Genomic DNA, 22265 nt, shown 5'->3' with positions numbered 1-22265 from the left:
ATTGGTCATGGATGTTTTCTGGTTTCTGCCTACACATGGCGACGGTCATTACCTGGGCACCACCCAAGGTGCGCGACCGGTCACCCTCAATTATCTGAAACAAGTCGCACAAGCGGCTGACAGCCTGGGTTACTACGGCGTGTTGATTCCTACCGGGCGCTCGTGCGAAGACTCCTGGGTGATCGCCTCGGCCCTGGTGCCGCTGACCGAACGCCTGCGTTACCTGGTGGCTATCCGCCCGGGGATTATTTCGCCGACGGTTTCTGCGCGGATGGCCGCGACCCTGGATCGCCTGTCCAACGGCCGCTTGCTGATCAACGTGGTGACCGGCGGCGACCCCGACGAAAACCGTGGCGACGGCAGCTTCCTCGACCACAGCGAACGTTACGAAGTCTCCGACGAGTTCCTACAGATCTGGCGCCGCGTGTTGCAGGGCGAGTCGGTAGATTTTGAAGGCAAACACCTGCGCGTGCAGAACGCCAAGGCGCTTTACCCGCCGGTACAGAAGCCTTATCCGCCGCTGTACTTCGGCGGTTCCTCCGACGCCGCCCACGACCTTGCCGCCGAGCAGGTGGACGTGTACCTGACCTGGGGTGAGCCGCCGGCCGCCGTCGCGGAAAAACTCGCGGATGTGCGCGAACGCGCTGCCCGCCACGGGCGCACCGTGAAATTCGGCATCCGCCTGCATGTGATCGTGCGCGAAACCGAAGAAGACGCCTGGAAAGCCGCCGACAAACTGATCGAACACATCAGCGACGAGACCATCGCCGCCGCACAGAAATCCTTCTCGCGCTTTGACTCCGAAGGCCAGCGCCGCATGGCTGCCTTGCACGATGGGCGCCGCGACAACCTGGAAATCGCCCCCAACCTGTGGGCCGGCGTCGGCCTGGTCCGTGGCGGCGCCGGCACCGCACTGGTGGGCAACCCGCAGCAAGTGGCTGAACGCATCAAGGAATATGCGGACCTTGGCATCGAAAGCTTCATCTTCTCCGGCTACCCGCACCTTGAAGAGGCCTATCGCTTTGCCGAATTGGTATTCCCGCTGCTGCCGGAACCCTACGCCAGCCTCGCCGGGCGCGGCATCACCAACCTCACTGGCCCGTTCGGCGAAATGATTGCCAACGATGTACTGCCGGCCAAGGCCTGATTGGCTGAGCAGCGGGAACAGCCCCGGCTGTTCCCGCCTATAAAAGAGGAAACCCCGTGACCGCCAAACCCCACAGCGTCCTGCCTTCCCCCTTGCAGACCGCCAAACTGCTGGCCGCCGAATTCGCCCTCACCGCCGTCGAACGCGACGAACGCGGCGGCACGCCCAAAGCCGAGCGTGACGCCCTGCGCAATAGCGGCCTGCTGGCCCTGAGCATTCCCACCCAGTACGGCGGCCTCGGCGCACGCTGGAGCGACACCCTGGGCATCGTGCGCGAATTCGCCAAGGTCGACAGCTCGATCGCCCATGTCTTCGGCTTTCATCACCTGATGCTCGCCACCGTGCGCCTGTTTTCCCGACCGGACCAATGGCAGCCGTGGTTCGAACAGACCGCGCGCAAAAACTGGTTCTGGGGCAACGCCCTCAACCCGCTGGACACGCGCACCGTGGTCAAGGACTTCGGCGGCTGGCGCGAATTCTCCGGCAAGAAGAGCTTCTGCTCCGGCGCCAGCGACTCGGAAATGCTGATCGCCTCGGCCGTGGACGAAAGCGCCGGCGGCAAGTTGCTGATCGCCGCGATTCCCAGCGGTCGCAGCGGCATCACCCTGCACAACGACTGGAACAATATCGGCCAGCGCCAGACCGACAGCGGCAGCGCCAGCTTCGAGCGGGTGCGGGTCGAGGAATCCGAATTGCTGATCGACCCGGGCCCGCTGAGCACGCCGTTCGCCTGCCTGCGCCCGCTGATCGCGCAACTGACGTTCACGCACATGTTTCTCGGGATTGCCGAAGGCGCCTTCGAAGAAGCGCGCAACTACACCCTCACCGAAACCCGTGCCTGGCACAAATCTTCGGCCGGGGATGTGCGCCAGGACCCTTACGTGCTGCATCACTACGGCGAATTCTGGGTCGCCCTGGAAGGCGTGCGCTTGCTGGTGGAGCGTGCTGCCGAGCTGCTCGACCAGGCCTGGGCCAAAGGCCCCAACCTCAGCGAACACGAACGCGGCCAACTGGCCATTGCCATCGCCACCGCCAAGGTCGCCGCCACCCGCCAGGGCCTGGATTTGTGCAGCCGCCTGTTTGAAGTCACCGGCGCGCGCTCCACCCACGCCTCGCTGCGCCTGGACCGACACTGGCGCAACCTGCGCACGCAAACCCTGCACGACCCGGTGGACTACAAACTCCACGAACTGGGGGACTGGGCGTTGAACCAGTCCCTGCCGATTCCCACGTTCTATTCCTAAGAAGAGGTGCCCATGCAGCTGTTAACCCTACCGCCCTCGCCCGCCCTTGCGACCTCGATCCGCGCCACGGCCCAGGTTTTCGAAGACCCGAAATCCCAGGCGCTGCTCGACCACATCCAGCAAGTGGCGCCCAGCGAAGCCAGCGTGCTGATCATCGGCGAGACCGGCACCGGTAAAGAGCTGGTGGCGCGCCACATCCATAACCTCAGCGCGCGGCGTAACCGCCCCTTTGTGGCGGTGAACTGCGGCGCGTTCTCCGAATCCCTGGTGGAGGCCGAACTGTTCGGCCATGAAAAAGGCGCGTTTACCGGCGCCCTCAGCGCCAAGGCCGGCTGGTTCGAAGAGGCCGACGGCGGCACTTTGTTTCTCGATGAGATCGGCGATTTGCCGATGGCGATTCAGGTCAAGCTGTTGCGCGTCCTACAGGAACGCGAAGTGGTGCGCCTGGGTTCGCGTAAGAGCATTCCGATTGATGTGCGCGTACTCGCCGCTACCAACGTGCAACTGGAAAAAGCCATCAACGCCGGGCACTTTCGCGAAGACCTTTACTACCGACTCGACGTGGTCAGCCTGGAACTCAGCCCGTTGCGCGAGCGCCCCGGCGATATCCTGCCGCTGACGCGGCACTTTATCGAAGCCTACAGCCAGCGCCTGGGCTACGGCCCGATCACCATCAGCCGCGAAGCCGAGCAAAAACTCAAAAGCTACAGCTGGCCGGGCAATATCCGCGAGCTGGAAAACGTGATTCACCACACCCTGCTGATCTGCCGCAACGGCGTGATCGAGCGCGACGACCTGCGCCTGTCGAACATGCGCATCGAGCGCCAGGACGACAGCCAGCACAGCGCCGACAACAGCGCCGAAGCCTTGCTTGCACGCGCGTTTCAAAAGCTCTTCGAAGAACAGGCCGGCGCCCTGCATGAAAAGGTTGAAGACGCGTTGCTACGCGCCGCCTACCGCTTCAGCCATTACAACCAGGTGCACACCGCCAACCTGCTGGGCCTGAGCCGCAATGTCACGCGCACCCGCCTGATCAAGATCGGCGAGCTGGCGGTGAACAAGCGTCGCCCCGGCGAAAACGTGCAGGGCGAGCGGATGCTGCACCTATCCATTTAGGCGGCAGTGCAGCGCGTTGTCATGGCTGCGCTCGAAACTGCGCAGCACCTGGAATGAACCGAAGGTCACGGCCGTGGCCTGGTGGGCGCGGATCAGCGTCCAGAAATCCTCTTCGCCGTGCTCGAAACATTTGAACGCCGCCTCACCGTCCTCGCGGGATTGCCATTGCAGGTAGTTGAGCACCCGCCGTCCATCGTCACTGACCTGCACGCTCGCATTGATAAAGCCGCCGTGGCCCTGGGCCAGGCGCTCGCTTTGGATGGACAAGGCCGCCACCAGCGCCAACTGTTGCTGTGGCTCGATCTGAAACTCGATCAGTTGAGTGAAACTGCGATTCTTCTCTGATACCTGCATGAACACTCCCCTTTCTCTGTAGGCAGAATCTTGCGATTCGACGCTACGCAGGGTAAAACCTCGAGTTAAGTCAAGGTCAAGCGCTGCTTTGGAGTTTATGCATGCTCACCAAGGAACTCACCGTCGGCCAATTGGCCGCCCGCAGCGGCGTGGCCGTCACGGCCCTGCACTTTTACGAAACCAAGGGGCTGATCAAAAGCAATCGCAATGCCGGCAACCAGCGGCGTTACCCACGGGATGTGTTGCGCCGGGTAGTGGTGATCAAAATCGCGCAACGCCTGGGGATTCCACTGGCGACGATTGGCGAGGCATTGCAGACGCTGCCGGATGGGCGCACGCCAAATGCGCAGGATTGGGAAAGATTGTCGGCGCTGTGGCGCGAGGACCTGGACGAACGCATCAATAAGCTGTTGCTGCTGCGCGACAAGCTCAACGGCTGTATTGGTTGCGGGTGTCTGTCGCTGGAGGCGTGCCCGTTGCGCAATCAGGATGACAAGCTCGGCGAGCAAGGGCCGGGCGCGCAGTTGTTGGAGCCCACCCCACAATCCTGACCTGCGAATGCGATCAATGTGGGAGGGGGCTTGCCCCCGATGAGGGTTTCCCAGTTAATAAATCTGCAACTGGCCCGCTGCAATCGGGGGCAAGTCGAATCGTCGCACCGCCCCTCCCACATTGGATCTTCATTGGCTGGAAGATGGGGCTCCTACACACTTCATGAACAACCCCTCCACGCTTTCCCCCTTGCCCCGAGCGCCGCGTGATTCCAGGATGCAGGCAATCATCACAAGGAGTCATTCCATGTTCGCCGGATTCGAAAAAGACCAGCGTCACGTCAACGGCGTGACCATCAGCTACCGCAAAGGCGGTACGGGTCCCGGTCTGCTCCTGTTGCACGGGCACCCGCAAACCCATGTCATCTGGCACAAAGTCGCCGAGCAGTTGGCCGAGCATTTCACCGTGGTGGCGGCCGACCTGCGCGGCTATGGCGACAGCAGCAAGCCGCCGGCCAATGAGCACCACATCAACTATTCAAAACGCGAAATGGCCCGCGACGGCGCCGAACTGATGAAGGCCCTGGGCTTCGAACAGTTCTCGGTACTCGCCCACGACCGCGGCGCCCGCGTGGCCCACCGCCTGGCCCTGGACCACCCGCAGGCCGTGCAGCGCATGGTGTTGCTGGATATCGCGCCGACCTTGGCGATGTACGCGCAAACCGACGAAGCCTTCGCCCGCGCCTACTGGCACTGGTTCTTCCTGATCCGCCCGGCGCCGCTGCCGGAAGCCTTGATCGAGAGCAACCCCGAGCTGTACCTGCGCAGCGTGATGGGCAGCCGCAGTGCCGGGCTCAAGCCATTTACCGATGAAGCCTTCGCCGAATACCTGCGCTGCCTGAAACTGCCGGGCGCGGCCACCGGGATCTGCGAGGACTACCGGGCTGCGGCCGGCATCGACCTTGAACACGACCAGGCCGACATCGACGCCGGCAACCACCTGACCTTGCCCCTGCTGGTGATGTGGGGCGCCGAAGGCACCGTCGGGCGCTGTTTCGAACCGCTCAAGGAGTGGCAGAAAGTCGCCACCGACGTACGCGGCAAGGCCCTGCCGGCCGGCCATTACATTGCCGAAGAGGCGCCCGAGCTGTTACTGGGCGAAGTCCTGACCTTCCTGCGCTGAGCCTCTAACCCCCTCACCTGATGGACCCCACCGCGCAGGCTTGAAAAAGCCTGCGACGGGATCGCTTTGCCCACAAAAACGTATCGAGATAATAAAAATGACAATCCGAAAACTGCTGGGAACCCTGTATATCCAGGTGCTGATCGCTATCGCGATGGGCGTGTTGATCGGCCACGTCTGGCCGCAGATCGGCGTCGACCTCAAGCCCTTGGGCGACGGCTTTATCAAACTGATAAAGATGATCATCGGCCCGATCATCTTTTGCACCGTGGTGTCCGGCATCACCAGCATGCACGACGTGAAACAGGTGGGCCGGGTGGGCGGCAAGGCGCTGCTGTACTTCGAAGTGGTGTCCACCATCGCCCTGTTGATCGGCATTCTGGCCGCGCACCTGCTGCAGCCCGGCGTGGGCTTCAATATCGACGTGAAAACCCTCGACAGCTCGGCCATCGCCGGTTTTGTCGGCCAGGCCGAGCATGGCGAAGGCATCACCGGGTTCCTGCTGCATGTGATCCCTGCGACGTTTTTCGATGCGTTCTCCAAGGGCGAAATCCTGCCGGTGCTGTTCGTCTCCGTGCTGTTTGGCGTCGGCCTGGTGATGGTCGGCGAAAAAGGCCGGCCGCTGGTGGGCGTGATCAATCAGGCCAGCGAGGTGTTCTTCCGCATCGTCGGCATCATCAGCCGCGTGGCGCCCATCGGTGCGTTCGGCGCCATTGCCTTCACCATCGGCAAGTACGGCGTGGGTTCGTTGCTGCCGCTGCTGAAGCTGGTGGGCACCTTTTATCTCACCGCGTTCTTCTTTGTTGCCGTGGTGCTGGGCAGCATCGCGCGCTACGCCGGCTTCAGCATTTTCAAGTTGATGGGTTATATCAAGTCGGAACTGTTGATCGTGCTCGGCACCAGCTCGTCGGAATCGGCGCTGCCGCAACTGATCCAGAAGCTGGAAAGCCTTGGCGCGTCCAAGGGCGTGGTGGGCATCGTGGTGCCGACCGGCTACACCTTTAACCTCGACGGCACCAACATCTATATGACCCTGGCGGTGCTGTTCCTGGCCCAGGCGACCAATATCCACCTGCCCCTGGAGCAGCAACTGACCCTGCTGGCCGTGGCCATGCTCACCTCCAAAGGCGCCGGCGCGGTGGTGGGCGCGGGTTTTGTGGCCCTGGCCGCGAGCCTGGCGGTGGTGCCGACCGTGCCGGTGGCGGCGATGGTGCTGATCCTCGGCGTCGACCGCTTCATGGCCGAATGCCGCTCGCTGACCAATATCATCGGCAACGCTGTGGCCGCGCTGGTGGTGGCCGCCTGGGAAGGTGAGCTGGACCGCGAAAAAATGGCCCCCATCGCCCTCAAGCAGGGCCGCCATGCCCGCGCTGCGGGGCAGGCCAAGATCGCTGCTGAATAAGCGACAACACCTGGGTGAACCGCAAGGCTCACCCGACCGGTGCTATTCTGGCGACTCATGCCGCCACGCCTGTTTCTGATGACTAACAAGAAAGATACCGTGCCCCTACCCGAAGACCTGCGCGTGTTCCTGACCGTGATCCGCAAGGCTGGCTTCGCGGCGGCTGCCGATGAGCTGGGCTTGTCCCCGGCCTATGTCAGCAAGCGCATCCAGATCCTCGAAACCACCCTCGCCACCCGCCTGTTGCACCGCACCAGCCGGCGTATCGCCCTCACCGAAGACGGTGAACGGGTGCAGCGCTGGGCCGTGCGTATCCTGGAAGACTTCCAGCAACTCTCCGATGAACTGTCCGACGCCCACGACAGCCCCCGTGGGCGCCTGCATTTGTGCAGCAGTTTCGGCTTTGGCCGCAACCACGTGGCGCCGGCCCTGTCGTTGCTGGCCGAGCAGTACCCGGACCTGGAAATCCGCCTGGACCTGTTCGACCGCGTGGTGGATATCGTCAGCGAAGGCTTCGACCTGGAAATCCGCGTAGGCGACGACATCCCCGGCCAGCATATCGGCCGGCGCCTGGTGAGCAATCGCCGGGTGCTCTGCGCTGCGCCGGCCTACCTGCAGCGCCGGGGTACACCGCAGCAACTGAGCGAGCTGGAGCAACACGACTGCCTGGTGCTCAAGGAACGCGACAACGCCTTTGGCATCTGGAACCTGGAGCGCAATGGCGCCCAGGAAAGCGTGCGCGTGCGCGGGCCGTTGTCGTCGAACAATGGTGAGATTGTGTTGCAGTGGGCACTGGACGGGCGCGGCGTGCTGCTGCGCTCGATGTGGGATGTGAAGCCGTTGCTGGAACAGGGCAAGCTGGTGCAGGTGCTGCACGACTATACCCAGAGCGCCAACGTGTGGGCGGTGTATCCGACACGGTTGGCGTATTCCGGGAAGCTGAGGGCCTGTGTGGAGTTTTTGCAGGAGCATTTCAAGGGGTTGTCTGTTTAAGACCTGTGAACTCAATCAAAAATGTGTGTCAGTTGAGCCAGGGATTGGCTTGCAGGTGGCGGTGTTCGAACGCCGTGATTTCTTCACGACGCTGCAAGGTACTGCCAATCGCATCCAGCCCCAACAACAACGCGGTCTTGCGCAAGGTGTCGATCTGGAACGGGATCACCTGGCCATCCGCCAGGCGAATCTGCTGGGCTTCGAGATCGACGCTGATCTGCGCCTGGTCCGCTTGGCTGACGGTTTGGCCAAGGCGCTGCAACACGGCCTCGTCCAGGGTGATCAACAACACCCCGTTACGCTGGCAGTTGTCATAGAAAATCCCGGCAAAGCTGCTGCCGATCAACGCGCGAATGCCCATCTGCTTGAGGCCCCACACCGCGTGCTCACGGCTGGAGCCACAACCGAAGTTGGGGCCCACCACCATAAAGCTCGCGCCCTGCCAGGCCGGCTGGTTCAGTACGAATTCGGGGTTGGGCTCGCCATTCGGCAAAAAGCGCAAGTCGAAGAACAGCCCGCGGTCCAGGCCGCTGCGGTCGATGCCCTTGAGAAACTGCTTGGGCATGATCACGTCGGTGTCGATATTCGCCGCCAGCATCGGCGCAGCCTTGCCGGTGACCAGGGTGAAGGGTTGCAGGCTCATGGGCGCGCTCCAAAATGGCGGATATCGGTGAGGCGGCCGGTGATGGCAGCGGCGGCGACCATCGCCGGGCTCATCAGGTGGGTGCGTGCACCGGCGCCCTGGCGGCCTTCAAAGTTGCGGTTGGTGCTGGAGGCGCAGCGGTCGCCGGGGGCCAGCACGTCGTCGTTCATCGCCAGGCACATCGAGCAGCCCGACTGGCGCCACTCGAAACCGGCGTCGATAAAAATCGCCGCCAACCCTTCGGCTTCGGCCTGGTCGCGCACTTCGGTGGAGCCCGGCACGATCATCGCCCGCACATGCTCGGCCACGTGTTTGCCACGCACCACACTGGCGGCGTCGCGCAGGTCTTCGATGCGCGCGTTGGTGCACGAACCGATAAAGGCGTGGCTGATGACGATATCGCTCAACGGCATGCCGGCTTCCAGGCCCATGTAGTTGAGGGCGCGGCGCATGTCCTGGCGCAGGATCAGGTCGCTGACGTCCAGCGGGTCGGGTACGCGGGCGCCGATGGGCGCGGCCTGGTCGGGGCTGGTGCCCCAGGTGACCATGGGCTCCAGGGTGCCGGCATCAAGCTGTACTTCGCGGTCGAACACGGCGCCTGCGTCGGTATGCAACTCGCGCCAGGCCAGCACGGCCTGTTCCCACAGCGCGCCCTGGGGCGCGCGGGGCTTGCCCTTGAGGTAGGCGAAGACTTTTTCGTCCGGCGCCATGAACGCGCCACGCGCGCCGGCTTCCACCGCCATGTTGCAGATGGTCATGCGCGCCTCGACGCTCAACGCATCGATGGTGGAGCCGCGAAATTCGATAGCAAAGCCGGTAGCGCCGGACGCGCCGATCTTGCCGATCAGCGCCATGATCACGTCCTTGGACGTCAGCCCGGGGGCCAATCCACCCTCCACTGTCACCCGCATGGTCTTCAGGCGCTTGTAGACCAGGGTCTGGGACGCCAGCAGATGTTCGATTTCCGAGGTGCCGATGCCAAACCCGAATGCGCCCAGGGCGCCGTAGGTGGTGGTGTGGCTGTCACCCGCGGCGATCACCATGCCCGGCAGGATAAAACCCTGCTCCGGGGCGATCACGTGCTCGATGCCCTGGCGCTTGTCGAGGATATCCAGCAACTCGATGCCGAAGTCCCGGCAGTTTTCCGCCAGGTACGACACCTGCCGCGCGCCGCCCGCATCCGGCATCGCCGCAATGCGCTTGGGGGTGGTGGGGTTTACGTGGTCGACCACCGCCAGCGCGGTACCCGGGCGCCACACGCCACGCCTGGCCTCGCGCAGGCCGCTGAAGGCCTGGGGGCTGGTGTATTCGTTGATCACCTGGCGGTCGATATACAACAGGACATGGCCCTGGTCATCCAGGGGGCACACCGTATGGGAATCGATGTGTTTGTCGTAGAGGGTTCTGGCAGTCATTGTTTTATGGGCTCGCTCAACGGTATGAGCCCATCCTACGCAGCCCCCCGGCACCATCAATGCCGCCAGGGTGATGGCTTGGAACATGTTTCGTGTTCGATCGCGACGTGAAAGCGCCCTGAACGTCAACCTGAAACATTTTCTTTCATATCCAGGTTAGGGATTTCTCATTCTCATCCGTCTTAACTTAGATACAGCCCGTCGCGTCAGCAAAAGCTACGACCGGCCTTTTCCGGGCCTCCATCGCCCCCCTCCGATCAAGACCCTCATTCACATGTCGAAGAAGTCACGCTCCAAACTCTGGTTTCTCGTACATAGCTGGCTGGCGTTGCCCATCTGGTTCTTTGTACTGATCGTCTGCGTCACCGGCACCCTGGCGGTGGTGAGCCAGGAGATCGTCTGGCTGGCCAACCCGGACATCCGCGCGAGCAAACCCTCGGATGACGCCGAGCTGCTGAGTTACGACCAGGTGCTCGCCGCCATCAAGCGCGAAGAGCCCCAGGTGATCGTGCAGTCGATCAGCCGCCCGGACGAATCGCACTTTGCCCTCAGTGTCGACCTCAGCTACCCGGACGGGCGCTCCGTCGAGGTCTACGTCAACCCCTACACCGGGTCCATCCAGGGTATCAGCCCGTCCTTCAACTTCCAGGCCTTTACCCGCGCCCTGCATGGCTGGTGGCTGGTGCCATTCACCAACGGCTACAGCTGGGGCTGGTACCTGGTGTCGGCGCTGGGCATCCCGCTGCTGGCGTCGCTGGTCACCGGGCTGGTGGTGTACAAGCGTTTCTGGAAGGGCTTCCTGCGCCCAACCTTGCGCATTCGCCATGGGGCGCGAATCTTCTGGGGCGATTTCCACCGGTTGAGCGGTATCTGGTCGATCTGGTTTATCGCGGTGATTTCCGTGACCGGTATCTGGTTCCTGATCCGCGCGATCCTGGGCGACAACCAGATTTCCATCTCCACCGAGCCGGTCATTCCGGTGATCGCTCGGGAGAAGGTGCCGATGTCTGCCCCGGGCGTGCCCTCGCCGATGATTGCGGTGGATGAGGCGATCAGGATCGCCACCCAGCGTATTCCTGGCCTGGAGGCAAGCTTCATCAGCCTCCCGCTCAACGCCTACAGCCACCTGCAGATCGGCGGCCGGGGCTGGTACCCGCTGATGTACCAGACCGCACAGATCAACCCGTATGACGGTGAGGTCGCGGCGGCGCACCTGCTGTCCGACCGCTCCAAGCTGGAGTTCGTCACCGAGTCCATGCGCCCGTTGCACACCGGTGACTTCGGGGGCATCTGGGTCAAGCTGATCTGGGCATTCTTCGGCCTGATCATGAGCATGATGGTGCTGAGCGGCCTGCTGATCTGGACCAAACGCACGGCCCTGGCCACCCTCAACGCCCTCAAGCGCGAAGCCAAGACCCAACGCGCGCCTGCGGCCCAACCGGCCATGCAGGCTGAAACCTCGGAGGTCAACCCATGAGCAAGGTCGCTGCCAAACCGCCATCACCGCTGCGGGCCTTCTGGCTGAAATGGCGCTTCCATATCAATGTGCTGCTGTTGCTGGTGCCCCTGGGCTTTATGCCCAAGTACTTTGCCGACGCCGCACTGTTTCGCGGCGACACCGGCCTCGGCGAACGCCTGGCCGGAGACGTGCAGGTGGGGCCCTGGAGCCTCAAGCTCGCCGAATTCCGCAACGAAGGCCCGAGCCCCGACCCGGCTGGCCCGATGAAATTCTTCAACGCCGCCCTGTGCGACACCTGCGCCGACCAGGTCAAGGCCACTTACCTGCGTATCGGCAAGCCACGCAGCCTGCGCGCCGCCGGGGTGATTTTCTTCGGCACCCCGTACCGCATGGGCGCCGCCCTGCCGGTGCCGGAACGCACGCCGGCCGACGCCGAACTGTGGGTCACCATGGAAGGCTGGGACGGCACCATGCACCAGGGTTCCATCCCGCTGAGCCAGGCCTCGCCTGCCACCATTGCCTGGCTGAACAAGCAAGGAGTTAAACCATGACTTTCAAGCGTCTGACCCGCGCCGCGCTGTTGCTTTGCGCCGGTTTGAGCGGCACCGCCTTTGCCCACAACCCGATGTGCGAGTGCAAGGAAATCCCCGGCGAGCAGATCCAGTGCAAAGGCGGTTTCTCCGATGGCAGCGGCGCGCCCGGCGTGACCCTGGATGTGATCGGCTACGACGAAACCATCCTGGTGCCCGGCAAGCTGGGCGAGGATTCGACCCTGACCTTCAAGAAGCCCGCCGCCGAGTTCTATGTGCTGTTTGATGCCGGCCCCGGCCACGTAGTGGAAATCGACCAAGCGGATATCCAGGCGCAATGACTACCACCCAGGTTGTACGCCCCGCCGGTGCCGGGCATGAAACCCTCTACGCGCTGCTGTTGTGCCTGATCATCCTCGCCGTGGCCGGCACGGTGGTGGCGCTGCACGGCGAATCCCAGGAGGTGGCCGCCGTGCCCAGCCACCAACTGGACGCCCGCCGCGATCTCAGCGCTTCCGAGCAAGGCATCTACGCCGACCTGCGGGTGACCCTGGATGAAATCCACCTGCTGCAGCAGGAGCAGAACGCCCTGCCCACCCCCGAGCAACTGGCCGAAGAAGGTTTTGCGCCCTTCGCCAGGGACGCCAGCTCGGTCAGCCGTGGCGACCATCGCTGGCAGCTGCTGGCGCCCTCGGCCTACCTGGGCTTGAGCCAGGCACCGGCCACCAGCGGGTCGCTGCTGATGCGCGTCGGCCCCGAGCCGGATATCTGGCTCAACCGCCAAGCCAACCTGGCCGCCCCCTCCGACCTCACTGACCAGGCGCTGATCGCAGCCGGCTGGCAGCAGGTGGTCGCGCAATTCGATGCCGGCGTTACCCGCCAGCACCGTCACTGAACGAGAAGACCGATTGCCCATGTCTATTTCATCGCCCCTGTTGCGCCTGTTGCTGGTCAGTTTGCTCAGCCTGATGCTCGCTCCGCTTGCTAACGCCGAGGCCGCCAAACGCCTGCGCATCGGCATCACCCTGCACCCGTATTACAGCTACGTAGCCAATATCGTCGGCGACAAGGCCGAAGTGGTGCCGTTGATCCCGGCGGGTTTCAACCCCCACGCCTACGAGCCCCGCGCCGAAGACATCAAGCGTATCGGCACCCTCGACGTGATCGTGCTCAACGGCGTCGGCCATGACGATTTCGCCGACCGCATGATCGCCACCAGCGAGCGTCCGGATATCCCGGTGATCGAAGCCAACGCCAACGTGCCATTGCTGGCCGCCACCGGTAACGCCGCACGCGGCGCGGGCAAGGTGGTCAACCCGCACACCTTCCTGTCGATCAGCGCGTCGATTGCCCAGGTCAACAACATCGCCCGCGAACTCGGCAAACTCGACCCGGACAACGCCAAGACCTACACCCAGAACGCCCGCGCCTACGGCAAACGCCTGCGCCAGATGCGTGCCGACGCCCTGGCCAAGTTGACCAGTGCACCCAACCCGGACCTGCGCGTGGCCACGGTGCACGCCGCCTACGATTACCTGCTGCGCGAGTTTGGCCTGGAAGTCACGGCGGTGGTCGAACCGGCACACGGCATCGAGCCCAGCCCCAGCCAGTTGAAGAAAACCATCGACGAGCTACGTGCCCTGGACGTGAAGGTGATCTTCTCGGAGATGGACTTCCCGTCCACCTACGTCGACACCATCCAGCGTGAATCCGGGGTCAAGCTGTACCCGCTGTCGCATATTTCCTATGGCGAATACAGCGCTGAAAAGTACGAAGTGGAAATGACCGGCAACCTCAACACCGTGGTCCGGGCGATTCAGGAGTCGGGCGCATGACCGCAGCCGAACAACTGACCGTTGCCAGCGTCGGCCCGACCCTCGACTTCGACAAGGTCTCGCTGACCCTGGGCCGCACCGTGATCCTCGACGCTGTGAGTTTCCAGGTCCAACCGGGCAGCATCCATGCGCTGGTCGGCCCCAACGGCGGCGGCAAAAGCTCGCTGATCAAGACCCTGCTGGGGCAAACGCCGCACCAGGGGCAGTTGAGCCTGCACTGGCCGGCCACGCCCGGCACCATCGGTTATGTGCCGCAAGCGCTGGAGTTCGACCGTGGTTTGCCGATGACCGTCGACGATTTCATGGCCGCCATGTGCCAGCGGCGTCCGGCGTTCCTTGGCCTGTCCAAGCACTATGCCGCCGCGATTGGCGAAGCTTTGGAACGGGTCGGCATGCAGGACAAGCGCAAGCGGCGCATGGGCGCGCTGTCCGGTGGTGAGCGCCAGCGTGTGCTGCTGGCCCAGGGCCTGATCCCGGCACCACAACTGCTGGTGCTGGATGAACCGATGTCGGCCCTCGATGAAGCCGGTATCCAGGTGTTCGAACGCTTGCTCAATGACTGGCGCCTGGCCGGGATCACCGTGCTGTGGATCGAACATGACCTGGAAGCCGTGGGCCGCCTGGCCGACCGTGTGACCGGGCTGAACCGCCGCGTGCTGTTCGACGCCACACCCAAAGAGGCGCTGACCCCGGACCGCCTGCTGACCCTGTTTTCCACCCACCCTCGGAGCCCGGCGCAATGAGTTATGAAGCGTTTCGCCTGATGGTCCAGGGCTGGGCCTCGTCCGGTTACCTGCCGGAGGCGCTGGCCTATGGTTTTGTGGTCAACGCCCTGCTCGCCGGCCTGCTGATCGGCCCGGTGCTGGGCGGCCTGGGCACTCTGGTGGTGGTCAAGCGCTTTGCGTTTTTCTCCGAAGCGGTCGGCCATGCGGCGCTGACCGGCGTGGCCGTGGGCATCCTGCTCGGGGAGCCCTACACCGGGCCTTACGGCAGCCTGTTCGGCTACTGCCTGCTGTTCGGCATCCTGCTCAACTACCTGCGCAACCGCACAGGCCTGGCGCCGGATACCTTGATCGGCGTGTTCCTGTCGGTGTCGCTGGCGTTGGGCGCGAGCCTGCTGCTGATCCTCGCGGGCAAGATCAACGTGCACATCCTCGAGAACGTGCTGTTTGGCTCGGTTCTGACGGTCAACGGCAATGACCTGCTGGTGCTGGCGATTGTCGGCTCGCTGGTGATGGCCCTGGCGCTGCCGCTGTACAACCGCATCATGCTCGCCAGCTTCAACCCGCAGCTGGCGGCGGTGCGCGGGGTGGCGGTGAAGACCCTGGATTATCTGTTCGTGATCCTGGTGACGCTGATCACCGTGGCGGCGGTCAAGGTCATCGGTGCGATCCTGGTGGGTGCGCTGCTGGTGATTCCAGCTGCAGCGGCACGCCTGCTGAGCCAGTCGCTCAAGGGCTTCTTCTGGATTTCGGTGGTGATTGCCACCGTCAGCACCTTGTGCGGGATCCTGCTGCCGATCATTTTCGACCTGCCTATCCCCTCCGGGGCCGCGATTATTCTGGTCGCCGGTATCGCCTTCGCCTTTGCCGCCATCGCGCGCGGCACCGTGCCCAGCCTCAAAGGGAACCTTGGATAATGCGCCCTGTTTTTCGCCCAATGGCCCTGGCCATCGCATGTTTGATCAGCACCTCGGCACTGGCTGCCGTGGATGGCTTCCAACCCCGGGACTTCATCGCCACCAATGGCCTGGGCCATGCCGCGTTGAGCCAGGCCAAGACCGTAAAGCCGGTCAAAGTGCTGGCCTCGCTGCCGATCACCTATGGTCTGGCCGAGGTACTGCTCAAAGGTACCGACGTGCAGCTGGAACGCGCCGCACCGGCCAACCTGCCGGGCTCGCGGCAAGTGTCGTACTTCACCGGTCGTGGCGCCCCGGCGCTGAACACCTTGGCCCAGGACGCCGACGCCGCCATCGGCCTGCGCTCGTTGTGGGCGGATGACCCGCTGTACCCGGTGGCGCGGCGCAGCAATATCCGTATCGTCGAAGTCGACGCCGCACGCCCGGTGGATGGGGGCTTGCCTGGCATCGCCGTGCAACCTGGCGTCACCGACGGGCTGAACAGCCAGCCCTGGCAATCGAGCAACAACATGGGACGCATGGCCGATGTACTGGCTGCCGACCTGAGCCGCCTGGCCCCGGGCGCCAAGCCAACAATCGACGCCAACCTGGCCGCGCTCAAGCAACGCCTGCTCAAGCTCACCGCCGACAGCGAAGCGCGGCTGGCCAAAGCCGATAACCTGAGCGTGGTGAGTTTGAGCGATCACTTCGCGTATCTGATCAGCAGCTTGAACCTGGAAGTGCTCAGCACCGATGCACGGCCCGATGCAGAATGGACGCCTGAGGCGTTGCAGAAACTCACCACGGAGTTGAAGGACAACGACGTGGCGGTGGTGCTGCACCATCGTCAGCCGAGTGAGGCGGTGAAGGCGGCTGTGAGCGCAGGCGGGTCGAAGCTGCTGGTGCTGAATGTAGATGGGCCGGAGCCGGTGGCGGAGCTGGAAAGCAACGTCGATCAGGTGATCAAAACCCTCTCCACTGACTGACACATCCAAATGTGGGAGGGGCGGTGCGACGATTCGCCTTGCCCCCTCCCACATTGGCACATTGGATTGTGGTGCATCAGGGCTAAACCACATCGACGCCGACATGAATCGCATCATGCCGCCAGAACTCCAGGTCACAATCGATCAACCGCTGGTGCTGGTCATAGTTGACCCGCGCAATACGCAAGCCCGGGCTGCCCACCGATACGCGCAATGCGGCGGCGGCTTCCACCGGCAGTGATGTCGGCACAATCTCAAAACGCACCCGCCCGTAATGCACATCGTATTTACGCGCATACAGCTCGGTCATCGACTGATTCAGATCGCACTCAAGAATCCCCGGAAAATACTGCGGGTTCAGGTAGTGCTCCACATACAGCACCAACCGCCCATCAATCCGCCGACCCCGGCAGATCTGGATCACGCTGGACAACGCCGGCAACTGCAACCACGCACACACCGCCGCCGATGCCGGCTGCAACCGTGCCGAGATCACTTCGGTCGAGGCCACCCGCCCCTGGTCGGTGACCATCGCGTGGAAGTGACTGCGCTGCATCAGGTTGTAGGCCAGCCGGGGCGGCGAAACGAACCAGCCACGGCGCTCCTCGCGATAAATCTGGCCTTGGGCCTCGAGTTGTAACAAGGCTTCCCGCACGGTAATGCGAGTGGTACCAAACAACTCGCTGAGTTTGCGCTCGGCCGGCAGTTTGCTTGCAGGCGGCAACAGGCCGTGGTCGATCTGCTCTTGCAGCGCCAGGCCGATGGAGGTCACCGCCTTGATTGCCTCATCACGCATCAACGTAACCTTTCTGGACTAGACCAGCACCGTTCAGGTGCACAAAACGCGCGGTATTCGGGCTTCGGCCGTTGCATGCCAGCCTAGGCATTACAGATGACCGACAGATGACAGTCCGCGTCGTGCCCCACAGCACACCCTGCAATACATCGGCCAAGTCCAAGGCCTGCGGGCACTTTGGCATGGTCTACGCTGAGTCTGTGCTGAGCGACATCGGCGCTTCAAAAACGACATCGACATGAAACTGTCATCCATCGAGCCTAGATTGGCTCAGGTATTGCTGACCTAGACCAACACCACCGCAAACGTCGAAAAAAACGCAGCGTTGAATACGCCCAAAGGAGCTTCGGATGAAACAGCTTTTCCTGGCATCACTGTTAGGCTCGACCATTGCCATGTGCACCGCCGCCATGGCTGCTGATACCGATCTAAAAACCCTTGAAGCTGCCGCCAAGACTGAAGGCGCCGTGAACAGCGTCGGCATGCCCGATGACTGGGCCAACTGGAAAGGCACCTGGGACGACCTGGCCAAGACCTACGGCCTCAAGCACATCGACACCGACATGAGCTCGGCGCAGGAAATCGCCAAGTTCAAAGCCGAAAAAGACAACGCCAGCGCCGATATCGGCGACGTGGGCGCGGCCTTCGGCCCGATTGCGGTGAAGCAGGAAGTCACCCAGCCGTACAAACCGACCACCTGGGCTTCGGTGCCGGATTGGGCCAAAGACAAAGACGGCCACTGGGCCCTGGCCTACACCGGCACCATCGCCTTTATCGTCAACAAGAAGCTGCTGCACGGTTCCGACGTGCCCACCAGCTGGGCGGATCTGCTGACCGGCAAATACAAGGTTTCCGTCGGTGACGTAAGCACTGCCGCCCAGGCGTCCAACGCCGTGCTGGCTGCCGCCATCGCCAACAAAGGTGATGAGAAGAACATCGCTCCCGGCCTGCAATTCTTCACCAAGATCGCCCAGCAAGGTCGTCTCGGCCTGTCCAACCCGACCATCGCCACCATGGAAAAAGGCGAAGTCGAAGTGGGCATCGTCTGGGACTTCAACGGCCTGAGCTACAAAGCCAAGATGGCCAACCCGGATGACTACGTGGTGCTGATCCCGTCGGACGGCTCGGTGAAATCCGGCTACACCACCATCATCAACAAATACGCCAAGCACCCGAACGCCGCCAAGCTGACCCGCGAATACATCTTCAGCGATGCTGGCCAACTCAACCTGGCCAAGGGCAATGCGCGTCCGATCCGCGCGGAAACCGACCTGAAACTGCCGGCCGAAATCGCCAAGAACCTGATCCCGGGCGAGCAGTACACCAAGGCGAACCCGCAGCCGATCAAGGACGCGGATGCCTGGGAAGCCACGTCCAAGAAGCTGCCGCAGCTGTGGAACGAGCAGGTCATCGTAGAAATGAAGTAAGCCGGCCATCCACATTGGATCTGCAGTGCAGATCCAATGTGGGAGGGGCTTATGTGGGAGGGGGCTTGCCCCCGATTGCAGTGGGTCAGTTACAGATTTTTTGCTGACACACCCCCATCGGGGGCAAGCCCCCTCCCACATTTTTGACCTCGTTCCTCCAGGGAAATCGAGTCAAGTTTATTGTTGCGGAGCGTCTCCCCCCATGAAGCACACCGTCATCCTTGTGGTGCTCGACGGCCTCAACTTCGAGGTTGCGAGGCACGCCATGGGGCACTTGCAGGCCTATGTCGGCGCAGGACGCGCAGCCCTCTACACATTGGAATGTGAACTGCCCGCGCTGTCCCGCCCGCTGTATGAGTGCATCCTTACCGGCGTGCCACCGATCCAGAGCGGCATCGTGCACAACAATGTCTCGCGCCTGTCCAACCAGCGCAGCATTTTCCATTACGCCACCGAGGCCGGCCTTAGCACTGCTGCGGCGGCGTATCACTGGGTCAGCGAGTTGTATAACCGCACGCCCTTTCTCGCCGCCCGCGACCGGCATACCGACGACAAGGCGCTGGCGATCCAGCACGGGCATTTCTACTGGAATGACCATTACCCGGATTCGCACCTGTTCGCCGACGCCGAAAGCCTGCGGCTCAAGCACGCGCCGGATTTTCTGGTGGTGCACCCGATGAATATCGACGACGCCGGCCACAAGCACGGCCTCGACACCCCGCAATACCGCAACAGCGCACGCTCGGCCGACATCATCCTGGCCGACTACCTGCAAACCTGGCTCGACGCCGGCTACCAGGTGCTGGTGACCGCCGATCACGGCATGAATAACGACCGCTCCCACAACGGCCTGCTGCCGGAGGAGCGCGAAGTGCCGCTGTTCGTGCTTGGCGACGCGTTCAGCCTGAACCCCGACGCCAAGCCGCAACAGACCGACCTGTGCGGAACCGTCTGTGAGCTGTTGGGCGTGCCCCACGACAAACCTGTATGCCGGGAGCTGCTCAAGTGAATGCCATGACTCGCGGCAAATGGCTGGCCCTGCTGTGCCTGGTGCCCTTCGCCCTGTTCTTTATCGTGTTCGAAATCGCCCCGCTGGTATGGGTGCTGATCAACAGCCTGCAAACCGAAGAATCCGGCTGGGGCGTGGATAATTTCACGCGCATCTTCAGCTCCAAGTTCTACCTGCAGGCGATCCAGTTCAGCCTGGAGATCAGCTTCTACTCCAGCATCTTCGGGATCATCATTGCTGTGCTGGGCAGTTACTCGCTGCGCAAGGTGGACTCGCCACTGCGCAACTTCGTTACCGCCTTCGCCAACATGACCAGCAATTTCTCCGGCGTGCCCCTGGCCTTCGCGTTCATCATCCTGCTGGGGTTCAACGGCAGCATCACCATCATGCTCAAGCAGGCGGGGATCATTCAGGACTTCAACCTGTACTCGAAAACCGGCTTGATCATCCTCTACACCTACTTCCAGATTCCGCTTGGCGTGCTGCTGCTGTACCCGGCATTCGATGCGCTGCGCGAAGACTGGCGCGAGTCGGCGGCGTTGCTCGGCGCGAATGGCTGGGACTTCTGGCGGCATATCGGCCTGCCGGTGCTCACGCCGGCGCTGCTGGGTACGTTCGTAATCCTGCTGGCCAATGCCCTCGGCGCGTATGCCACGGTCTATGCCCTGACTACCGGTAACTTCAACGTGCTACCCATCCGTATCGCTGGCCTGGTGTCGGGGGATGTGTCACTTGACCCGAACCTGGCCAGCGCCCTGGCCGTGGTACTGGTGGCGCTGATGACCCTGGTCACGGTGGTCCATCAACTGCTGCTCAAGAGGAGCTACCATGTCTCGCGCTGAAGCCGGCCCGGCCTCCCTCTACCATCGCGTGGTGGTGTACCTGCTGTTTGCGATCCTGGTGTTGCCGCTGATCGGCACTTTTGTCTACTCGATTGCCAGCAGTTGGTCGGCGACCATCCTGCCGGCCGGCTTTACCCTGAAATGGTATGTGCAGCTGTGGAGCGACCCGCGCTTTCTGATGGCCTTCGGGCAGTCGTTGCTGGTGTGCGTCGGCGCGCTGATCCTGTCGGTGGTGCTGATCCTGCCGCTGCTGTTTGTGGTGCATTACCACTTTCCCAAGCTGGACGCGCTGATGAACATCCTGATCCTGCTGCCCTTTGCGGTGCCGCCGGTGGTGTCGTCGGTGGGCCTGCTGCAACTCTATGGCTCCGGGCCATTTGCGATGGTGGGCACGCCGTGGATCCTGATCGGCTGCTACTTCACCGTGGCGCTGCCGTTCATGTACCGCGCGATCACCAACAACCTGCAAGCGATCAACCTGCGTGACCTGATGGACGCCTCGCAGCTGCTCGGCGCCAGCACCTGGCAGGCGGCGATTTTCGTGGTGCTGCCCAACCTGCGCAAAGGCCTGATGGTGGCGCTACTGTTGTCGTTCTCGTTCCTGTTCGGCGAGTTCGTGTTCGCCAACATCCTGGTGGGCACCCGCTACGAAACCCTGCAGGTGTACCTCAACAACATGCGCAACAGCAGCGGCCACTTCACCAGCGCCGTCGTGATCTCCTATTTCTTCTTTGTGCTGGTGCTGACCTGGGCCGCCAATATCTTGAACAAGGACAAAAGCCAATGAGCTTCGTCAGCGTCCAACACTTGCAAAAAGGCTATGCCGGCACACCGGTGTTCAGTGATATCAACTGCGAGATTGCCAAGGGCGAGTTCGTCACCCTGCTCGGCCCGTCCGGGTGCGGCAAGTCGACTTTGCTGCGTTGCATCGCCGGGTTGACCTCGGTGGATAGTGGGAAAATTCTGCTGGATGGGCAGGACATCGTCCCGCTGAGCCCACAGAAACGACATATCGGCATGGTGTTCCAGAGCTATGCACTGTTCCCCAACATGACCGTCGAGCAGAACGTCGCCTTCGGCCTGCGCATGCAAAAGGTCAACGCCGACGACAGCCACAAGCGCGTGCAGGAAGTGCTGCAACTGGTGGAGCTCAAGGACCTGGCCGGGCGTTACCCGCACCAGATGTCCGGCGGCCAGTGCCAGCGCGTGGCCCTCGCCCGCTCCCTGGTGACTCGCCCGCGCCTGTTGCTGCTGGACGAGCCGCTGTCGGCGCTGGATGCGCGGATTCGCAAACACCTGCGCGAGCAGATCCGCCAGATCCAGCGCGAGCTGGGGCTGACCACGATCTTCGTGACCCATGACCAGGAAGAAGCCCTCACCATGTCGGACCGCATCTTCCTGATGAACCAGGGCAAGATCGTGCAGAGCGGCGACGCCGAAACCCTCTACACCGCGCCGGTGGATGTATTCGCCGCAGGCTTTATCGGCAACTACAACCTGCTGGATGCCGACAAGGCCAGCCAGTTGCTGCAACGGCCGATCAGCGGGCGCATCGCGATTCGCCCGGAGGCCATCGAACTGAGCCGCAGCGGCGAACTCGACGCCCTGGTGCGCAGCCACAGCCTGCTGGGCAACGTGATCCGCTACCGCATCGAAGCGCATGGCGTGGAACTGGTGGTGGATGTACTCAACCGCTCGGCGGACGACCTGCACCCCGACGGCCAGCGCCTGGCACTTTCCATCGACCCGAGTGCGCTGTGTGAAGTAGCCTGACG

24 protein-coding genes are annotated in these 22265 nt (G+C 62.8%); 20 read left to right on the top strand and 4 right to left on the bottom strand.

Annotation, left to right across the window (positions count from 1 at the left end):
- The first annotated feature begins 7 nt into the window (after nt 1–7).
- Genes ssuD through AC0IYH_RS26740 form a run of 3 tightly spaced genes read left to right on the top strand, consistent with a single transcriptional unit; the run spans nt 8 to nt 3507 of the window.
- Nucleotides 8–1147, top strand: coding sequence for an FMNH2-dependent alkanesulfonate monooxygenase (gene ssuD / locus AC0IYH_RS26750; RefSeq protein ID WP_122774256.1), 1140 nt, complete (start codon nt 8–10; stop codon nt 1145–1147).
- Between the two features lie 56 nt (nt 1148–1203).
- Nucleotides 1204–2391: an acyl-CoA dehydrogenase family protein gene (locus AC0IYH_RS26745; protein WP_471837064.1), complete on the top strand. Its 1188-nt coding sequence runs from the start codon at nt 1204–1206 to the stop codon at nt 2389–2391.
- A gap of 12 nt (nt 2392–2403) precedes the next feature.
- Complete coding sequence (locus AC0IYH_RS26740; protein WP_116630368.1) at nt 2404–3507, top strand: sigma-54-dependent transcriptional regulator; 1104 nt, start codon at nt 2404–2406, stop codon at nt 3505–3507.
- Here the strand turns inward: AC0IYH_RS26740 and AC0IYH_RS26735 are convergent.
- Entirely contained in the window at nt 3496–3861 is a 366-nt protein-coding gene (locus AC0IYH_RS26735) for an antibiotic biosynthesis monooxygenase (protein ID WP_116630369.1), read from the bottom strand. The two genes, AC0IYH_RS26740 and AC0IYH_RS26735, sit on opposite strands and share 12 nt — an antisense overlap.
- A gap of 101 nt (nt 3862–3962) precedes the next feature.
- On the opposite strand from AC0IYH_RS26735, the gene soxR reads away from it, so the two are divergent.
- The 4 genes from soxR (at nt 3963) to AC0IYH_RS26715 (ending at nt 7930) form a co-directional block, all read left to right on the top strand.
- Nucleotides 3963–4412 (top strand): redox-sensitive transcriptional activator SoxR, encoded by a 450-nt coding sequence (gene soxR / locus AC0IYH_RS26730; protein WP_471837062.1) that lies wholly within the window; start codon nt 3963–3965, stop codon nt 4410–4412.
- Between the two features lie 247 nt (nt 4413–4659).
- Nucleotides 4660–5535 carry an alpha/beta fold hydrolase gene (locus AC0IYH_RS26725; RefSeq protein ID WP_471837060.1) on the top strand — a complete coding sequence of 292 codons (876 nt, stop codon included), beginning with the start codon at nt 4660–4662 and terminating at the stop codon, nt 5533–5535.
- A gap of 97 nt (nt 5536–5632) precedes the next feature.
- Nucleotides 5633–6937: a dicarboxylate/amino acid:cation symporter gene (locus AC0IYH_RS26720; protein ID WP_471837058.1), complete on the top strand. Its 1305-nt coding sequence runs from the start codon at nt 5633–5635 to the stop codon at nt 6935–6937.
- 78 nt (nt 6938–7015) lie between these two features.
- Entirely contained in the window at nt 7016–7930 is a 915-nt protein-coding gene (locus AC0IYH_RS26715; protein WP_218277387.1) for a LysR substrate-binding domain-containing protein, read from the top strand.
- Nucleotides 7931–7958: 28 nt separating this feature from the next.
- Here the strand turns inward: AC0IYH_RS26715 and leuD are convergent, their stop codons facing one another.
- Together leuD and leuC are read right to left on the bottom strand one after the other, a co-directional pair.
- On the bottom strand, nt 7959–8573 hold the full coding sequence (gene leuD / locus AC0IYH_RS26710) for a 3-isopropylmalate dehydratase small subunit (protein ID WP_471837056.1): 615 nt from the start codon (nt 8571–8573) through the stop codon (nt 7959–7961).
- Complete coding sequence (leuC, locus tag AC0IYH_RS26705) at nt 8570–9988, bottom strand: 3-isopropylmalate dehydratase large subunit (protein ID WP_116630375.1); 1419 nt, start codon at nt 9986–9988, stop codon at nt 8570–8572. The genes leuD and leuC overlap by 4 nt, the downstream gene beginning before the upstream one ends.
- Before the next feature lie 274 nt (nt 9989–10262).
- On the opposite strand from leuC, the gene AC0IYH_RS26700 reads away from it, so the two are divergent.
- Genes AC0IYH_RS26700 through AC0IYH_RS26665 form a run of 8 tightly spaced genes read left to right on the top strand, consistent with a single transcriptional unit; the run spans nt 10263 to nt 16416 of the window.
- Nucleotides 10263–11465 (top strand): PepSY-associated TM helix domain-containing protein, encoded by a 1203-nt coding sequence (locus AC0IYH_RS26700; RefSeq protein ID WP_122774229.1) that lies wholly within the window; start codon nt 10263–10265, stop codon nt 11463–11465.
- Nucleotides 11462–11998 carry a thiamine pyrophosphate-binding protein gene (locus AC0IYH_RS26695; protein WP_116630377.1) on the top strand — a complete coding sequence of 179 codons (537 nt, stop codon included), beginning with the start codon at nt 11462–11464 and terminating at the stop codon, nt 11996–11998. Before AC0IYH_RS26700 ends, AC0IYH_RS26695 begins: the two co-directional genes overlap by 4 nt.
- Nucleotides 11995–12318: a hypothetical protein gene (locus AC0IYH_RS26690; protein WP_116630378.1), complete on the top strand. Its 324-nt coding sequence runs from the start codon at nt 11995–11997 to the stop codon at nt 12316–12318. Before AC0IYH_RS26695 ends, AC0IYH_RS26690 begins: the two co-directional genes overlap by 4 nt.
- The gene (locus AC0IYH_RS26685; RefSeq protein ID WP_471837053.1) at nt 12315–12872 is read left to right on the top strand and encodes a DUF6162 family protein; all 558 of its coding nucleotides are present in this window, start codon (nt 12315–12317) and stop codon (nt 12870–12872) included. The genes AC0IYH_RS26690 and AC0IYH_RS26685 overlap by 4 nt, the downstream gene beginning before the upstream one ends.
- Nucleotides 12873–12891: 19 nt before the next feature.
- The gene (locus tag AC0IYH_RS26680; RefSeq protein WP_116630380.1) at nt 12892–13812 is read left to right on the top strand and encodes a metal ABC transporter substrate-binding protein; all 921 of its coding nucleotides are present in this window, start codon (nt 12892–12894) and stop codon (nt 13810–13812) included.
- Nucleotides 13809–14555: a metal ABC transporter ATP-binding protein gene (locus tag AC0IYH_RS26675; RefSeq protein ID WP_471837051.1), complete on the top strand. Its 747-nt coding sequence runs from the start codon at nt 13809–13811 to the stop codon at nt 14553–14555. Before AC0IYH_RS26680 ends, AC0IYH_RS26675 begins: the two co-directional genes overlap by 4 nt.
- Nucleotides 14552–15451, top strand: coding sequence for a metal ABC transporter permease (locus tag AC0IYH_RS26670; protein WP_101268265.1), 900 nt, complete (start codon nt 14552–14554; stop codon nt 15449–15451). The genes AC0IYH_RS26675 and AC0IYH_RS26670 overlap by 4 nt, the downstream gene beginning before the upstream one ends.
- Entirely contained in the window at nt 15451–16416 is a 966-nt protein-coding gene (locus tag AC0IYH_RS26665; protein WP_471837049.1) for a metal ABC transporter substrate-binding protein, read from the top strand. The genes AC0IYH_RS26670 and AC0IYH_RS26665 overlap by 1 nt, the downstream gene beginning before the upstream one ends.
- Before the next feature lie 82 nt (nt 16417–16498).
- Here AC0IYH_RS26665 and AC0IYH_RS26660 read toward each other — a convergent pair whose 3' ends face one another.
- The gene (locus AC0IYH_RS26660) at nt 16499–17212 is read right to left on the bottom strand and encodes a UTRA domain-containing protein (RefSeq protein WP_101268261.1); all 714 of its coding nucleotides are present in this window, start codon (nt 17210–17212) and stop codon (nt 16499–16501) included.
- A gap of 350 nt (nt 17213–17562) precedes the next feature.
- Here AC0IYH_RS26660 and AC0IYH_RS26655 point away from each other — a divergent pair, with 350 nt between their 5' ends.
- The 5 genes from AC0IYH_RS26655 to AC0IYH_RS26635 all read left to right on the top strand — a co-directional run bounded on the left by AC0IYH_RS26655 (nt 17563) and on the right by AC0IYH_RS26635 (nt 22263).
- The gene (locus AC0IYH_RS26655; protein ID WP_471837047.1) at nt 17563–18639 is read left to right on the top strand and encodes an ABC transporter substrate-binding protein; all 1077 of its coding nucleotides are present in this window, start codon (nt 17563–17565) and stop codon (nt 18637–18639) included.
- A 202-nt stretch (nt 18640–18841) separates the two neighbouring features.
- A complete protein-coding gene (locus AC0IYH_RS26650; protein ID WP_122774220.1) occupies nt 18842–19648 on the top strand; it encodes an alkaline phosphatase family protein in 807 nt (268 codons plus the stop codon).
- Between the two features lie 5 nt (nt 19649–19653).
- The gene (locus AC0IYH_RS26645) at nt 19654–20490 is read left to right on the top strand and encodes an ABC transporter permease (RefSeq protein ID WP_163821483.1); all 837 of its coding nucleotides are present in this window, start codon (nt 19654–19656) and stop codon (nt 20488–20490) included.
- Nucleotides 20477–21277 (top strand): ABC transporter permease, encoded by an 801-nt coding sequence (locus AC0IYH_RS26640; RefSeq protein ID WP_116630386.1) that lies wholly within the window; start codon nt 20477–20479, stop codon nt 21275–21277. Before AC0IYH_RS26645 ends, AC0IYH_RS26640 begins: the two co-directional genes overlap by 14 nt.
- Nucleotides 21274–22263 (top strand): ABC transporter ATP-binding protein, encoded by a 990-nt coding sequence (locus AC0IYH_RS26635; RefSeq protein ID WP_471837044.1) that lies wholly within the window; start codon nt 21274–21276, stop codon nt 22261–22263. Before AC0IYH_RS26640 ends, AC0IYH_RS26635 begins: the two co-directional genes overlap by 4 nt.
- Nucleotides 22264–22265: the final 2 nt, after the last annotated feature.

It is taken from the genome of Pseudomonas sp. AC463, assembly GCF_979253585.1.
Note: the sequence above shows the minus strand (reverse complement) of the source record. Positions and strands in the feature narration are given on the sequence as shown.

Excerpts from the sequence above, each read along its gene's own strand:
- AC0IYH_RS26640 (WP_116630386.1), top strand. The coding sequence starts at position 20,477 with ATGTCTCGCGCTGAAGCCGGCCCGGCCTCCCTCTACCATCGCGTGGTG.
- AC0IYH_RS26735 (WP_116630369.1), bottom strand. The coding sequence starts at position 3,861 with ATGCAGGTATCAGAGAAGAATCGCAGTTTCACTCAACTGATCGAGTTT.
- AC0IYH_RS26740 (WP_116630368.1), top strand. The coding sequence starts at position 2,404 with ATGCAGCTGTTAACCCTACCGCCCTCGCCCGCCCTTGCGACCTCGATC.
- AC0IYH_RS26650 (WP_122774220.1), top strand. The coding sequence starts at position 18,842 with ATGAAGCACACCGTCATCCTTGTGGTGCTCGACGGCCTCAACTTCGAG.
- AC0IYH_RS26685 (WP_471837053.1), top strand. The coding sequence starts at position 12,315 with ATGACTACCACCCAGGTTGTACGCCCCGCCGGTGCCGGGCATGAAACC.
- AC0IYH_RS26700 (WP_122774229.1), top strand. The coding sequence starts at position 10,263 with ATGTCGAAGAAGTCACGCTCCAAACTCTGGTTTCTCGTACATAGCTGG.
- AC0IYH_RS26680 (WP_116630380.1), top strand. The coding sequence starts at position 12,892 with ATGTCTATTTCATCGCCCCTGTTGCGCCTGTTGCTGGTCAGTTTGCTC.
- AC0IYH_RS26635 (WP_471837044.1), top strand. The coding sequence starts at position 21,274 with ATGAGCTTCGTCAGCGTCCAACACTTGCAAAAAGGCTATGCCGGCACA.
- AC0IYH_RS26695 (WP_116630377.1), top strand. The coding sequence starts at position 11,462 with ATGAGCAAGGTCGCTGCCAAACCGCCATCACCGCTGCGGGCCTTCTGG.
- AC0IYH_RS26715 (WP_218277387.1), top strand. The coding sequence starts at position 7,016 with ATGACTAACAAGAAAGATACCGTGCCCCTACCCGAAGACCTGCGCGTG.
- AC0IYH_RS26690 (WP_116630378.1), top strand. The coding sequence starts at position 11,995 with ATGACTTTCAAGCGTCTGACCCGCGCCGCGCTGTTGCTTTGCGCCGGT.
- ssuD (WP_122774256.1), top strand. The coding sequence starts at position 8 with ATGGATGTTTTCTGGTTTCTGCCTACACATGGCGACGGTCATTACCTG.
- AC0IYH_RS26655 (WP_471837047.1), top strand. The coding sequence starts at position 17,563 with ATGAAACAGCTTTTCCTGGCATCACTGTTAGGCTCGACCATTGCCATG.
- AC0IYH_RS26725 (WP_471837060.1), top strand. The coding sequence starts at position 4,660 with ATGTTCGCCGGATTCGAAAAAGACCAGCGTCACGTCAACGGCGTGACC.
- AC0IYH_RS26720 (WP_471837058.1), top strand. The coding sequence starts at position 5,633 with ATGACAATCCGAAAACTGCTGGGAACCCTGTATATCCAGGTGCTGATC.
- AC0IYH_RS26675 (WP_471837051.1), top strand. The coding sequence starts at position 13,809 with ATGACCGCAGCCGAACAACTGACCGTTGCCAGCGTCGGCCCGACCCTC.
- leuD (WP_471837056.1), bottom strand. The coding sequence starts at position 8,573 with ATGAGCCTGCAACCCTTCACCCTGGTCACCGGCAAGGCTGCGCCGATG.
- AC0IYH_RS26670 (WP_101268265.1), top strand. The coding sequence starts at position 14,552 with ATGAGTTATGAAGCGTTTCGCCTGATGGTCCAGGGCTGGGCCTCGTCC.
- AC0IYH_RS26665 (WP_471837049.1), top strand. The coding sequence starts at position 15,451 with ATGCGCCCTGTTTTTCGCCCAATGGCCCTGGCCATCGCATGTTTGATC.
- leuC (WP_116630375.1), bottom strand. The coding sequence starts at position 9,988 with ATGACTGCCAGAACCCTCTACGACAAACACATCGATTCCCATACGGTG.
- AC0IYH_RS26645 (WP_163821483.1), top strand. The coding sequence starts at position 19,654 with ATGACTCGCGGCAAATGGCTGGCCCTGCTGTGCCTGGTGCCCTTCGCC.
- soxR (WP_471837062.1), top strand. The coding sequence starts at position 3,963 with ATGCTCACCAAGGAACTCACCGTCGGCCAATTGGCCGCCCGCAGCGGC.
- AC0IYH_RS26660 (WP_101268261.1), bottom strand. The coding sequence starts at position 17,212 with ATGCGTGATGAGGCAATCAAGGCGGTGACCTCCATCGGCCTGGCGCTG.